Origin of the sequence: Schumannella soli (genome assembly GCF_006517435.1) — a bacterium.
In the GTDB taxonomy this organism is placed as follows: Bacteria; Actinomycetota; Actinomycetes; order Actinomycetales; family Microbacteriaceae; genus Schumannella; species Schumannella soli.
In genome coordinates, this window is the sequence record NZ_VHQG01000002.1 from 1 (window position 1) to 13528 (window position 13528).

A 13528-nucleotide genomic window follows, 5' to 3' on the forward strand; every position below is an offset into this window, starting at 1 on the left:
TCGCGGACCTGATCCTCGCCGGGGCGCCGGCGCTCGATCCGGCCGTCCACGGTGACGGGCCGGGTGTGTTGGGGGCGATTCGTGCGCACGTGCAGGTGACTGTGTCCGCGTTGACGCTCCTCGGTGGGGACGAGAACCCCGCCGACCTTGTTGGCCGAAGCCCGATCGATGCGGGGACCGCGCGTTACCTCGCCGGCGAGACCTCGTCGTGGACGCGACTGCTCACGGATCCGGTCGACGGGACCGCGGTTGCGGTCGATCGGTACCGGCCGTCGCTCGAGCAACGTCGGCATCTGCGTGCCCGGGATCTGCACTGTCGTTTCCCCGGATGCCGCATGGCGGCGATCCGGTGTGAACTCGACCACACGATCGACGCCGCCCTCGGCGGCCCCACCGCTCTCACCAACCTGGCTCACCTGTGCCAACGGCATCATTCGATGAAGCAGTTCACCCCGTGGCGGGTGAGGCAGCATGCGGGCGGGGTCCTGGAATGGACCTCCCCGACCGGGCGCACCTACCGCGAAGACGCCCCCGCTCCGCCTGTCGCCTTTGTGCCATACGGACACCCCATCCGGCACCACGCCCGAACCCCACAACCCGATCGGGATGACCCGCCCGATCCACTCGACCAGCTGGGGGCATCCGTGATGCCCCCGACGACACGATCGAGTGCTTCGACAGCGAATCCGCGCCATTCTGAGTGCATCGCGCGGCAATCGCTTCTCTGCGAGCCGAGTTTCGGCGATCCCGATCGCGGTGCGTCTCGGCGCTGCGGGGCGAGAGAGGTCGCCGGGCGAGCGACGGCCGGGCGACGCGAGCCCGCGGCGGCGCTCGTCATCGCGCCGCGGACCTTCGTGGTGGCCCCGACAGCTCCATCGCGGTGACCCGTGGGGGCTCAAGGGGTCAGGCGGACACTCACCCGGTCGACGATGCTGCGAACGGTCGCAGTGAGCAGATCCGACTCGGCATCGCCCACGCCTTCACGGCGGCGCGGTCGACGCCGACGGGAACCGGGAACGCCAGCACATCGAAGTCCCCTTCGGCCGCATCCCCGAGCAACTCCCTCACCCTCCCGAGCGCCGGGTCGGAATGTGTCAGGTGCAGGTGCGCCCTCAGCTCGGGGTTGAACCCGGTCGTGCCGACCTAGGCGACAGCGTGCGCAGCGATGTCGAGCCACACGTACAGCCACGATCCCTGCGGCTCGACGCGTCCGCCGCGCACCCGCACCGTGCGCAACCCGTTGAACTCCGCCACCGGCCCCATGCCCGCGAGCTCAGCCGGGCAGGTCGGCGACCGGGCTCGAATCGACATTCACCGACGCGAACGGGAACGGCAACCACAGGCTGTACGCGCCATGCGCATCGACCTCGAGCGGCAGCGACCAGAACCAGGCCGCCGCGATCAGCGCACTGGCCGCAGCCACGACCGCGACGACGATCGTGAAGCGGTTGAGGATGACCAGCGCCACCAATTGATCGGCGGCCCGACGCCGCACCCGGCCGATCGCGAAGAGGACGAGCGCGGCGAGCACCACCAACACGATCGGGCTCGGCCCCATCGTCAGCTGCAGGCACCTCTCCGCGGCCGGCGACGCCGCTCCGCCCGCACCGGCGTCACCGGGCGTGGCCGACGAACATCCGCCATGACTTCCGGTCGTGAAGAAGGCATACAGCAGCGCCATCACCCCGGCGACGACCATGAGACGCTGAATCGCGCGCAGCACAGCGGCACCGGCGATCCCGGCGCTCGACCGCGAGAGATCGACGGCGGCCTCGAAACCTGTGCCGCCCTGCGCGGTCGATCCGGCTGCGGATGCCGACATCGTCGCCCGTCCGGTCGTCGCCGTGACCTCGGAATCGGATGCTGCTGACCTGCTCATGGAGCCTCCCCCGGCATCACCCTTTCACTGATCGCCCAGGAAGTGAAGAACACTCCGCAGAGGGGCGCGGGTCACAGGTCACTTGTCTTGGTGAGTTCGTATCGGCCCGACGCCATGCCCGACCCCGACCCCGCGCCCCGCTCGATCGCGGGAGGATGGGCCCATGACGCTGCAGGTCGGATACGCCGCGATGCTCGAGCAGTTCGCCCCGCTCGAGGTGCTCGACCTGGCTGAGCGGGCCGAGCGCGCCGGGTTCCAGGGCGTCATGGCCTCCGACCACTTCCAGCCCTGGGTTCCGCAGCAGGGCCAGGCCGGCTTCGTCTGGAACGTGCTCAGCGCCCTCGGCCAGCGCATCCGCGGTTCGCTCGGCACCGGCGTGACGGCGCCGACGTTCCGCTGGCACCCGGCGATGGTCGCGCAGGCCTCGGCCACGCTCGGCGCCCTCTACCCGGGGCGCCACTGGCTCGGCCTCGGCAGCGGCGAGGCCATCAACGACCACATCACGGGCCAGTACTGGCCCGAGGCAGCGGAGCGCATCGACCGGATGTTCGAGGCCGTCGAGGTGATCAAGAAGCTGTTCTCGGCCTCGCTCGCCGGCCGCGACGCGAAGCACGACGGCCGCTACTTCAAGCTCGAATCGACCCGACTGTGGACGATGCCCGAGGCTGCGCCGCCCATCCTCGTCGCCACCGGCGGACCGATCACCGCCAAACGCGCCGGGCGCACTGTCGACGGCCTCATCACCGAGAGCGTGACCCACGAGCGCGCCGCCCAGCTGCTGACCCGCTTCGCCGAGGGCGCCCGCGAATCCGGACGCGACGCGAGCCGGATGCCGAAGGTGCTGCGCCTGCATCTCAGCTGGGCCGCGACCGATGAGCAGGCCGTCGCGAACGCGCTGCACGAGTGGCCCAACGCGGGCCTGCGCTTCCCGAAATCCGACATCCGCTCGCCCCACGAGCTCGAGCAGATGGCGCGCATGGTGCGCCCCGAGGACTTCGCCGGTCGGATGCTGGTCTCCGCCGACCCGGACGTGCACCGCGCCGAGATCCAGCGCTACGCCGACCTCGGCTTCGACCGCATCCACCTGCACAACGTCGGGCGCAACCAGGCGGAGTTCATCGACGTCTTCGCGCGCGAGGTGCTGCCGGCGCTGCGCGGCTGAGCCGCCACCGCGACAGCTCGCTGTCCTCGTCGGCCGACGAGATGACCGGATGTGACACGCCGTCAGGAGCGATCGCTCGTGTCGTTAACCTTCGCCTGCCATCCTGTTCACCCGCCGTTCAGGATCGGCGACGACGAGGAGGACTCATGGCCAGCACGAAGAAGCTCGAGCGCGACGCGAAGAAGTCGCTGAGGGCCGCCCTCAAGGCCGTCGACGAGGCGCGCGCCACCGCGAAGAAGCTCGGCAAGAGCGCGCGCAAGGACGCGGCGAAGATCGTGGACCAGCTCGAGAAGCGCGCCGTGAAGGCGCAGCGCTCGGCGAAGAAGTCGGTCGCCGGGCTCGACGCGACCCGCAAGGATGCGGCGAAGACCGCCAAGAAGCGCCCGGCGAAGGCCGCCGACTCGGCGAAGAAGAGCGCGGCGAAGGTGCGTACCACCGCGGCGGATGCCGTCGCCGCCGCGCCCGCCGCCGTCACCGCGGCCGTGGAGTCGATCACGAAGCCGACCTCGCCCGCCAGCTCGGAGGCCGCGACCAAGCCTGCGGCGATCAAGCCTGCGGCGACCAAGCCCGCCGCGACCAAGCCCGCGGCGACGCGCAAGCCCTCGGCGACCAAGCCGACCGCGACCAAGCCCGCCGCTGCGCGGAAGCCCGCCGCGACCCGCAAGCCGGCCGCCTCCCGCGCCGCGAAGCCGTCGACCGCATCCCTCACGTCCCTCTCCGTCGCCGAACTGCGCGAGCGCGCCAAGACCGCCGGCAAGACCGGCTACTCGCGGCTGACGAAGCCGCAGCTCATCGAGCTGCTCGCGCAGCGCTGAGACGGCCGTCGCCACCGTGGCCCTGGTCGCGCTGGCGAGTCACCTCCCGTCCACCTCCCGGACACCAGCTCGTCCTACCGTCCTGACGCGTCGAGAGGACCGCATCCGTGACCGCAGAGTCGTCCGCCGCACCGCACGAACCGACCCCGCACGAACCGACCCCGGCCGACCCGGCGACCGCGCGCTCCGCACTGTCGCCGATCCTCGGCAGCGTCGACCTCGCCGCCCCCGAGCGCACCCTGCTCGACGTGCTGCGCGACACGGCGCAGCGGCACCCGGAGGCGTCGGCGATCGACGACGGCGAGGTCGCGCTGAGCTACCGCCAGCTCATGGCCCGCGTCGTCGGCCTCGCGGCGACGCTGCACGAGGCCGGGGTGCGACGCGGCGACCGCGTCGGCGTTCGCATGCCCTCGGGCAGCCACCGGCTCTACGTCGGCATCCTCGGCGTGATCGCCGCGGGCGCCGCCTACGTGCCGGTCGACGTCGACGACCCGCAGGAGCGCGCCGACCTCGTCTTCGGCGAGGCGGATGTGGTGGGCGTGCTGACCGGCGCCGGCGACTACACGCCGAGCGCGCGGCCCGCGACCGCGACCGACGCGGAGCCCCAGGCCGGGGCCGAAGCCGAGGCCGCAACCGCGAGCCCGACGACTCTCGCGCGCGCCGACTCCGCGCATCCCAGCACCGCCGGCATCCCGCTGCTCGACCCGCCGACGCTCGACGACGACGCCTGGATCATCTTCACCTCGGGCTCGACCGGCACGCCGAAGGGCGTCGCCGTGAGCCACCGCTCGGCCGCCGCCTTCGTCGACGCCGAAGCCCGTCTCTTCCTCCCCGACGAGCCGCTCGCTCCCGGCGACCGCGTGCTCGCCGGCCTCAGCGTCGCCTTCGACGCCAGCTGCGAGGAGATGTGGCTGGCCTGGCGCAGCGGCGCCTGCCTCGTTCCGGCTCCCCGCGCGCTCGTGCGCACCGGCATGGATCTCGGCCCTTGGCTCGTCGCCCGCAACGTGACCGCCGTCTCGACCGTGCCGACGCTCGCTGCCCTGTGGCCGGCGGAGACCCTCGAGAACGTGCGCCTGCTCATCTTCGGCGGCGAGGCCTGCCCGCCCGAGCTGGGGGAGCGGCTCGCGGTCGAGGGCCGCGAGGTCTGGAACACCTACGGCCCCACCGAGGCCACGGTCGTCGCCTGCGGCGCCCTGCTCGACGGCAGCGCGCCCGTGCGCATCGGACTGCCGCTCGACGGCTGGGAGCTCGCGGTCGTCGGCGACGACGGACTGCCGGTCGAGGAGGGCGCGGTCGGCGAGCTGATCATCGGCGGCGTCGGGCTCGCCCGCTACCTCGACCCGGCGAAGGACGCGGAGAAGTACGCGCCGCACGAGGGCCTCGGCTGGGCGCGCGCCTACCGCTCGGGCGATCTGGTGCGCTTCGAGCGCGAGGGCCTCGTCTTCCAGGGCCGCGCCGACGACCAGGTGAAGATCGGCGGACGCCGCATCGAGCTGGGCGAGGTCGAGGCGGCCGTGCAGGCGCTCGACGGCGTCTCGGCGGCGGCCGTCGCGGTGCGCGAGACCGACGCGGGCACGAAGATCCTCGTCGGCTACACGGTTCCCGCCGACCCGGAGACCTTCGACCGCGGCGACGCGATCGCCCGCCTGCGCGAGGAGCTGCCGGCGGCGCTCGTGCCGCTGCTCGCGATCGTCGACGATCTGCCCACGCGGGTGTCGGGCAAGGTCGACAAGAAGGCGCTGCCCTGGCCGCTTCCCGCCAGCTCCGGACTGGGCAGTGGGGACGACGCAGGCGCCGACCTCGACCCCTCGGTGCGCGAGCTGGCCGAGGTCTGGCAGTCGGTGCTCGGGGTTCCGGTTCCGGACGCCGACGCGAACTTCTTCGAACTCGGCGGCGGCTCGCTCGCGGCCGCGCAGCTCGTGACCCGGGTTCGCGAGCGCGACCCCGAGTTCACGGTCGCGGGCGTCTACGAGCATCCGCGTCTCGGTGCGATGGCGGAGGCGCTCGAAGACACCTGGGGTGCGGCGGGCAGCGCCGCGGCGGCGGCGAGCCGCGAGTTCCACCGCACGACTCCGACCCCGCGCTGGTTCCAGGTCGCGCAGACGCTGCTCGGAGCGCCGCTGCACATCCTCGCGGGCCTCCGCTGGCTCACCTACCTGTTCACGGCGACGACGATCCTGCACGCGGTCGGGGGCTTCGATGCGCTTCCCGGCATCCCGATCTGGCTGCTCCTGCTCGCGCTTGTGCTGTTCGTGACGCCCTTCGGCCGCATGGCGATCTCGGTCGTCATCGCCCGCGTGCTGCTCGCGGGACTGAAGCCGGGCGATTACCCGCGCGGCGGCGGCGTGCACCTGCGGCTGTGGATGGCCGAGCAGGGCGCGCAGCTCGTCGGCGCGGCCAGTCTCTCCGGCGCCCCGTGGATCAGCTACTACGCCCGCGCGCTCGGCGCGAAGATCTCGAGAGACGTCGACCTGCACGCCCTGCCCCCGGTGACCGGCATGCTCAGCATGGGCACGGGCGCCGCGGTCGAGCCCGAGGTCGACCTGACCGGCTGGTGGATCGACGGCGACATCGTGCGCGTCGGCGGCATCCGCATCGGCGCCGGGGCGACGGTCGGCGCGCGCAGCACGCTCGCGCCGGGCACGCACCTCGGCAAGCGATCGGAGATCGCGCCGGGCTCGAGCGTCTTCGGCCGCGTGCCCTCCGGTCAGCTCTGGGCCGGGTCGCCAGCCGCGCGCATCGGCTCGGCCCGGCACTGGTGGCCCGACGAGCGTCCCGAGCGCCGCAGCCGGTGGATGCTGGCCTACGGCGCCTCGTCGGTCGCCATCTCCCTGCTGCCGGTCGTCGCGATCGCCGCCGGTTCGGTCGTCGTCGCCGCCTTCGTCCGCGGTGCGGCGACGCTCGGCGACGCCGCCCTCGGCGCCCTCGCCGGGCTCGTGCCGGGAACCCTCGTGACCGGCGTCGTGGCCGCGGGCCTCGTGGTCGTCGGCGTGCGGCTGCTCTCGATCGGACTGCGCGAGGGCGTGCATCCGGTGCGCTCGCGCACCGGCTGGCAGGCCTGGGCGACCGAGCGGCTGCTCGATCTGGCGCGCACACTGCTGTTCCCGATCTACTCGAGCCTGTTCACGCCCGTCTGGCTGCGGATGCTCGGCGCGAAGGTGGGCCGCGAGGTCGAGGCCTCGACGGTGCTGCTGATCCCGGCGATGACCGAGATCCGCGACGGCGCCTTCCTCGCCGACGACACGCTCGTCGCGCCCTACGAACTCGGCGGCGGCTGGGTGCGCATCGCGCGGGCTCAGCTCGGTGCGCGCTCCTTCCTCGGCAACTCGGGGATCGCCGGCGGCGGACGCAAGGTGCCGCGCGACGCCCTCGTCGCCGTGCTCTCGGCCGCGCCCTCGAAGTCGAAGGCGGGATCGTCGTGGCTCGGCTCGCCGGCCATGCGCCTGCGCCGTCAGGTCAACGAGGGCGACCTCGCGCGCACCTTCGCCCCGCCGACCCGCCTGCGCGTCGCGCGCGCCCTGTGGGAGCTCGGCCGCATCATCCCGGTGCTGATCACCTGTGCGATCGGCCTCGGCGTCGTGCTGACGCTCGCCGCGATCACCGAGGCCTGGGGTCTCGGCTGGGCGATCGTGCTGTCGGGCGTCGTGCTGCTCGTCGCGGGCGCCGTCGCCGCCGCCGTCAGCACCGTCGCGAAGTGGGGCTTCGTCGGCCGCATCCGCGCGGGGGAGCATCCGCTGTGGTCGTCGTTCATCTGGCGCAACGAGGTGGCCGACACCTTCGTCGAGATGATCGCCGCGCCGTGGTTCGCGAGCACGGCGATCGGCACCCCCGCTCTCAACGTCTGGCTGCGCAGCCTCGGCGCGAAGATCGGCCGCGGCGTGTGGTGCGAGAGCTACTGGCTGCCCGAGGCCGATCTGGTCGTGCTCGGCGACGGATCGACGGTCAACCGCGGGTGCGTCGTGCAGACCCACCTGTTCCATGATCGGATCATGAGCATGGATGCCGTCGCCCTCGACCCCGGAGCCACCCTCGGCCCGCACAGTGTCGTCCTCCCCGCCGCCCGCATCGGCGCGCACGCGACCGTCGGCCCCGCCTCGCTCGTCATGCGCGGCGAGTCGGTGCCCGAGGGCAGCCGGTGGAGCGGCAACCCGATCGGGCCGTGGCGCGAGGTCGTCGTGGCGCCGTACACGGCCGAGCCGGCCGCCCGATGACGGGAAGCCTCCGCGGCGGCGTCGACCCCTATCTGCCGGGCATCGGCGACGACGGCTACGCGGTCGACCGCTACGGCCTCGAGCTCGACTACCGGGTCAGCGTGAACCGGCTGCAGGGCACGGCCGTGATCGAGGCGATGGCGCTGCGGGAGCTGCCGCGCATCCGCTTCGACCTCTCGGGCCTGCGCGCGAGCAAGGTCCTGGTCGGGTCCGGCGCGAGCGGGGATGCGCGGGCGGATGCGGCGAGCGCCCAGCGCGCGCGCCACAGCCGGACTCCGCATCACCTCACCGTGACCCCGGCGTCGCCGATCGCCGCGGGCGAGCGCTTCGTCGTCGTCGTCGACTACGCCGGCACCCCGAGATCGCGCCGCAGCACCTGGGGGCCGGTCGGCTGGGAGGAGCTCGACGACGGCGTCATCGTGGCGGCGCAGCCCTCGGGGGCCTCCACTTGGTTCCCCTGCAACGACCACCCGAGCGACAAGGCGCGCTACGAGATCACGGTCGTGACGGATGCGCCGTACACGGTCGTCGCGAACGGCCGGCAGGTCTCGAACCGCGCCCACGGCGGCCGCCGCACCTGGCACTTCGTGCAGGATCAGCCGACATCCACCTATCTCGCGACAGTGCAGATCGGCCGCTACACCTCGACGAAGGTCGACCTCGACGGCGTCGCCGGGCATCTGGTCTACCCGCCGTCGATCGCGCGCGGCGTGAAGCACGACTTCCGCGAGCTCGACCGGATGATGGCGCTCTACCAGCGCCTCTACGGCCCGTATCCCTTCGACGGCTACACGGCGATCGTGACGGCCGACGAGCTCGAGATCCCGCTCGAAGCGCAGGGCGCCGCGATCTTCGGCGCGAACCACGCCGCCGGCGACGACGCCTGGAACCGCCTCATCGCGCATGAGCTCGCGCACCAGTGGTTCGGCAACAGCGTCGGCGTCGCCGCCTGGGAGCACATCTGGCTCAACGAGGGCTTCGCCTGCTACAGCGAGTGGCTGTGGTCGGAGGAGCGCGGCGGCGACAGCGCCGAGGTCTGCGCTCGCCGGCACTACGACGGCCTCGCCGCGCAGCCGGAGGACATCGTGGTCGGCTCGCCGGGTGCGGCCGACATGTTCGACGACCGCGTGTACAAGCGCGGAGCCCTCGCCCTGCACGCGCTGCGCGGACTGCTCGGCGATGACGCCTTCTTCGCCCTGCTGCGCGACTGGTGCGCCGACAACCGCTACGGCTCGGTCAGCACGGTCGACTTCCTGCACGCGGCGTCGGCGGCGGCGGGATCGGCGCACGGCGGCGCGGCGCGGCAGCTGCTCGAGCGCTGGCTGTTCGCGACGGAGCTGCCGCCGTATCCCGCCTGAGCGCCTGACGGCCTGACCGACGCGCCCGGGGTTCCTGCTGGCGCGGGCATCAGGGGAGCGCGAGGGCGACGACCAGTTCCGGGTCGTCGAGGTCGAACACGTGCCACGCCGCGCTCGACTCCTCGCCGGGCGGGTCGATGCGGGCTCGCGCGCTGCCGCGCAGCGTCGGCAGGAAGCGGACGTGCCGCGGATCGACTCGCAGCCCGCGCCCGTCGGCCTTGAGCACCGCCTCGATGCGGGTCCAGCGGCGCATCGGGTCGCCGCGGCCCGGCGCGATCTTGTCGATCGCGGCGACCCGGTCGGGCCGGGTGTCCTGCAGCTCGGCGTCGATGCCGAGCGCATCCACCTCGATCGACGCGGCGACGATCGTGAAGCCGCCGGTGTGGGTGATGCTGACGGCGGCAGTGGATGCGTCCTTCGCCGACACGAGGTAGGCGGTCGGGCGGCCGTGGTCGATTCCGCAGCGCGAGCAGAGCGCGTCGAGCATGACCGACTCGGGACGTACGCCCGCGAGCTCGGCGACGAGCTGCTTGGCGGCGTCGTGGCCGACGGCGCGACGCTCTTCGGCGTCGTCGGGTGCGGCCAGCACGACGACGCGCACTCCGTCGGGGGCGTCGAGCTCGCGCAGGGCATCCATCCCCGACACCATCTCACGGCGGGGCTGGGAGCGCGGACCCCGGCGCGGGCGCGCTGGCTGCGCACGTCCCTAGAGTGAGCGGGTGCGTTTCGAGCCCGCCCTGCAGATCGCGACCGTCGACGGCATCGGCGAGGTGCAACCCGGAACCGATCTGCCGGCGCTGATCGCCGAGGCGGTGGCTGACGCGATTGAGACCGGCGACATCCTCGCCGTGACCTCGAAGATCGTGAGCAAGGCCGAGGGCCGTCTCGTCGCTGCCGACGACCGCGAGCAGGCGATCACCGACCAGACCGTGCGCCTCGTCGCCTCGCGGCGCAACCCCGAGACCGGGCACGTCATGCGCATCGTCGAGAACCCGCTCGGGCTCGTCATGGCCGCCGCCGGGGTGGATGCGAGCAACGTTCCCGAGGGCACCGTGCTGCTGCTGCCCGAAGACCCCGACGCGAGCGCCCGCGCGATCGTCGCCGCCGTGCTTGAGCGCAGCGGCGTGCACGTGGGCGTCATCGTGACCGACACGATGGGCCGCGCCTGGCGGGTCGGGCAGACCGATGCCGCGATCGGCGCCGCGGGACTGCGCGTCATCGACGACCTGCGCGGCTCGACGGATGCGAACGGCCGCGTGCTCGACGTCACGGTCGCCGCCGTCGCCGACGAGATCGCGGCGGCCGCCGACCTCGTCAAAGGCAAGGCCAGCGGGCGACCGGTCGCGATCGTGCGCGGGCTGGCGCGGCTCGTGCCGGCGGCCGGAGCCGATGATGCCGACGCCGGAGCCGACGCTGACGCCGGAGCGATCGCCCCCGACGAGCTCCCCGGCGCCGCCGCCCTCGTGCGCCGCGGCGAGGGCGATCTGTTCCGTCTCGGCGTCGAGGAGGCCCGCGCCGAGGGCTACGCCGCCGGGTGGGCCGCGGCATTCGCGGGCCGCTCAGCCACGCCGACAGATGTCGGCGGATCCCCAGGGGACTAAAGCACCGGAGCGTGACAGACTCGGCCTCACCATGACGCCGAATCCTCATGACCAGGAGCAGCGCAGCAGCCCCGACGCGCCGGCCCCGGCCGCCAGCTCCGTACCCGACGACCTCCTCACCGCCGAGCAGTTCCAGGCGCTCTCCGACCGCGTCATCGCGGCCGTCGAGACCGTCATCGACGGCAAGCGCGACGCCGTGACCACGGCCCTCACGGTGCTGCTCGCCGAGGGGCACCTGCTGCTCGAAGACGTGCCCGGCGTCGGCAAGACCATGCTGGCTCGCGCGCTCGCGCGCAGCCTCGACTGCAGCGTCAACCGCATCCAGTTCACCCCCGACCTGCTGCCCGCCGACATCACCGGCGTCAGCGTCTACGACCAGACCCGCCGCGAGTTCGAGTTCAAGCCGGGCCCGATCTTCGCGAACCTCGTCATCGGCGACGAGATCAACCGCGCGAGCCCGAAGACCCAGTCGGCGCTGCTCGAGAGCATGGAGGAGCGCCAGGTCACGGTCGACGGCCGCAGCTACCCGCTGAGCGCCCCCTTCGTCGTGATCGCGACGCAGAACCCGATCGAGATGGAGGGCACCTACGCCCTTCCGGAGGCCCAGCGCGACCGCTTCATGGCGCGCATCAGCATGGGGTACCCGGATGCGGCGAGCGAGGTGGCGATTCTGCGCACGCGCGAGACCGAGAACCCGCTCGAGCTGCTGCAGCCCGTGGTCGACCTCGCCGGACTGCTCGCGATGATCCGCACCGTCCGTCACGTCTTCGTGAGTCCCGCGATCGAGCACTACGCCGTCGCGATCACCTCGGCCACGCGCAGCGACCGCGAGCTGCGTCTCGGCGCGAGCCCGCGCGCGACCCTGCAGCTCGTGCGCGCCGCCAAGGCCCGCGCCGCGATCGCGGGCCGCGACTTCGTGCTGCCCGACGACATCGACGCGCTCGCCGCTCCGGTTCTCGCTCACCGCCTCGTGCCGGCCCGCGCGGTCGGCGGATCGGCGGCCCTCGGCTCCGAGGGGCTCGCCGAGGTCGTGACCCGCATCGTCTCGATGATCCCGATCCCGCTCGGCGCGGCGCACTGACCGCGGCCGCTCCCGAACCCGCTCCCCGCGCATCCGCCATGGCCCGCCGCCCCGACCGCACCCGCTCGGTGTGGACGACCGTGCGCGGCACCGTCACGCTCGTGCTGGGCGCGGCCATCCTCGTCGTCGCGTACCTGGGGGCGTGGGGCGAGGCGCTCGTCGCCGGCGTCGCCGGGCTGCTGCTGCCGATCATCGGGCTGCTCGCCGTGCGGCTCACCCGCCCGAAGCTGCGGGTCACGCGCGAGTTCAGCCCGCCGATCGTCTCCGCCGGCAGTCCCGCGCGGGTGGTGCTCGGCCTGAGCAACATCGGCGCCCGCACGACGCCGCCCGGGGTCTGGAACGACTCCCTGCCGTGGCACGAGCGGCAGAGCCCGCAGACCCTGCCCGCGCTCGGCAGCGCCGCCGAGCAGGCCGTCACCGGATCCGCGCGACGTGCGCGCAGCGTCGCCTTCGAGTACGAGCTGCACCCCGAGCAGCGCGGCGTTTACCCGATCGGCCCCGTCGCGGTCGAGCATCGCGACCCCTTCGGCATGGCCCGGTCGGTGACCGCGCAGGGCGGCCGCGACGATCTCGTCGTGGTGCCCGAGGTCGTCGCGCTGCCGCCCGGAGCGCTGTCGACCGCCGAAGCCGAGGGCAACGCGCTGCTCGTGCAGCGGCGCGTGACCGGCAACGACGACGATCTGACCACCCGCGAGTACCGGCCGGGGGATGCGCTGCGTCGCGTGCACTGGCGCGCCTCGGCCCGCCACGGCGAGCTGATGGTGCGGCAGGAGGAGCAGCGCAGCTACCCGAAGGTGCGTCTGCTGCTCGACACCCGGCGCGACGGCTACGGGGATGCGGCGCCCGAGGGGCTCGCCGACAGCCCGGCCGACGAGAGCGAGAGCTTCGAGTGGACGGTGCGGTTCTTCGCCTCGCTCGCCCTGCACCTCTTCGACCGCGGCTTCGACGTCGAGGTGCGCGAGACCGCCGACCCGCAGGTCGCCTCCTTCGGCGACCGCTGGGAGGGGATGCAGCGCGACCAGCGGTTCCTGCGCAGCCTCGCCGGCATCCACCTCGTGACGACGACCTCGCGCGACGCCCCCGAGCCCCCGCACTCCTCCGACTCCCCGGGCCCGGTTTTCGCGCTGCTCGCGAACCCGGCGACCGTCACGCTCGACTGGGCGCGCCGCCAGCGCAGGCCCGGCGAGGCGGCCGTCGCGTGGCTCGTCGGCGGACGCAACGAGGATGCGATCGCGGTGCTGCGCCAGTCGGGGTGGACGGTTGTGAACCCCGAGCTCTGGGACGACCCGGTGGAGGCGTGGCTGCAGGCCCACGAGCAGTACGGGGTGAGCCGTGGTTCTCGCTGAGGCGCGTCGCGGAGACCGCGGCGGTGCGCCCGCCCCGGGGCGGGGCGACGGCACGGGCGGATCCCGTCCTGGCGC

General features: G+C 73.2%; 9 protein-coding genes and 1 pseudogene. 8 read left to right on the plus strand and 2 right to left on the minus strand.

Translation table 11 applies throughout. The annotated features are described in order from the left end of the window. A pseudogene (locus tag FJ657_RS17320) lies at nucleotides 1-557 on the plus strand (HNH endonuclease signature motif containing protein); the annotation flags it as partial. 716 nt (nucleotides 558-1273) lie between these two features. On the opposite strand, the gene FJ657_RS05675 reads toward FJ657_RS17320, so the two are convergent. Further along, nucleotides 1274-1723 (minus strand): hypothetical protein, encoded by a 450-nt coding sequence (locus tag FJ657_RS05675; protein WP_141162753.1) that lies wholly within the window; start codon nucleotides 1721-1723, stop codon nucleotides 1274-1276. Between the two features lie 319 nt (nucleotides 1724-2042). Between FJ657_RS05675 and FJ657_RS05680 the strand changes: the two genes are divergently transcribed. From FJ657_RS05680 to FJ657_RS05695, 4 genes are all read left to right on the plus strand, one after another. Further along, on the plus strand, nucleotides 2043-3041 hold the full coding sequence (locus tag FJ657_RS05680) for a TIGR03557 family F420-dependent LLM class oxidoreductase (RefSeq protein WP_141162754.1): 999 nt from the start codon (nucleotides 2043-2045) through the stop codon (nucleotides 3039-3041). A 146-nt stretch (nucleotides 3042-3187) separates the two neighbouring features. Then, nucleotides 3188-3856: a hypothetical protein gene (locus FJ657_RS05685; RefSeq protein ID WP_141162755.1), complete on the plus strand. Its 669-nt coding sequence runs from the start codon at nucleotides 3188-3190 to the stop codon at nucleotides 3854-3856. 107 nt (nucleotides 3857-3963) lie between these two features. Further along, complete coding sequence (locus tag FJ657_RS05690) at nucleotides 3964-8067, plus strand: Pls/PosA family non-ribosomal peptide synthetase (protein WP_439653932.1); 4104 nt, start codon at nucleotides 3964-3966, stop codon at nucleotides 8065-8067. After that, on the plus strand, nucleotides 8064-9425 hold the full coding sequence (locus FJ657_RS05695; protein ID WP_141162756.1) for a M1 family metallopeptidase: 1362 nt from the start codon (nucleotides 8064-8066) through the stop codon (nucleotides 9423-9425). The genes FJ657_RS05690 and FJ657_RS05695 overlap by 4 nt, the downstream gene beginning before the upstream one ends. A gap of 49 nt (nucleotides 9426-9474) precedes the next feature. On the opposite strand, the gene FJ657_RS05700 is transcribed toward FJ657_RS05695, so the two are convergent. Further along, nucleotides 9475-10062 carry a 4'-phosphopantetheinyl transferase family protein gene (locus FJ657_RS05700; protein WP_141162757.1) on the minus strand — a complete coding sequence of 196 codons (588 nt, stop codon included), beginning with the start codon at nucleotides 10060-10062 and terminating at the stop codon, nucleotides 9475-9477. An 82-nt stretch (nucleotides 10063-10144) separates the two neighbouring features. On the opposite strand from FJ657_RS05700, the gene cofE reads away from it, so the two are divergent. Genes cofE through FJ657_RS05715 form a run of 3 tightly spaced genes read left to right on the plus strand, consistent with a single transcriptional unit; the run spans nucleotide 10145 to nucleotide 13453 of the window. After that, nucleotides 10145-11026 carry a coenzyme F420-0:L-glutamate ligase gene (cofE, locus tag FJ657_RS05705; RefSeq protein WP_141162758.1) on the plus strand — a complete coding sequence of 294 codons (882 nt, stop codon included), beginning with the start codon at nucleotides 10145-10147 and terminating at the stop codon, nucleotides 11024-11026. Between the two features lie 31 nt (nucleotides 11027-11057). Further along, nucleotides 11058-12107, plus strand: a complete 1050-nt coding sequence (locus FJ657_RS05710; RefSeq protein ID WP_219995876.1) for an AAA family ATPase — start codon at nucleotides 11058-11060, stop codon at nucleotides 12105-12107. A gap of 38 nt (nucleotides 12108-12145) precedes the next feature. Next, on the plus strand, nucleotides 12146-13453 hold the full coding sequence (locus FJ657_RS05715; RefSeq protein ID WP_141162760.1) for a DUF58 domain-containing protein: 1308 nt from the start codon (nucleotides 12146-12148) through the stop codon (nucleotides 13451-13453). Nucleotides 13454-13528: the final 75 nt, after the last annotated feature.

Coding starts and splice junctions, on each gene's coding strand:
- FJ657_RS05680 (WP_141162754.1), top strand. CDS start 2,043: ATGACGCTGCAGGTCGGATACGCCGCGATGCTCGAGCAGTTCGCCCCG.
- FJ657_RS05710 (WP_219995876.1), top strand. CDS start 11,058: ATGACGCCGAATCCTCATGACCAGGAGCAGCGCAGCAGCCCCGACGCG.
- FJ657_RS05685 (WP_141162755.1), top strand. CDS start 3,188: ATGGCCAGCACGAAGAAGCTCGAGCGCGACGCGAAGAAGTCGCTGAGG.
- FJ657_RS05695 (WP_141162756.1), top strand. CDS start 8,064: ATGACGGGAAGCCTCCGCGGCGGCGTCGACCCCTATCTGCCGGGCATC.
- FJ657_RS05700 (WP_141162757.1), bottom strand. CDS start 10,062: ATGGATGCCCTGCGCGAGCTCGACGCCCCCGACGGAGTGCGCGTCGTC.
- FJ657_RS05715 (WP_141162760.1), top strand. CDS start 12,146: ATGGCCCGCCGCCCCGACCGCACCCGCTCGGTGTGGACGACCGTGCGC.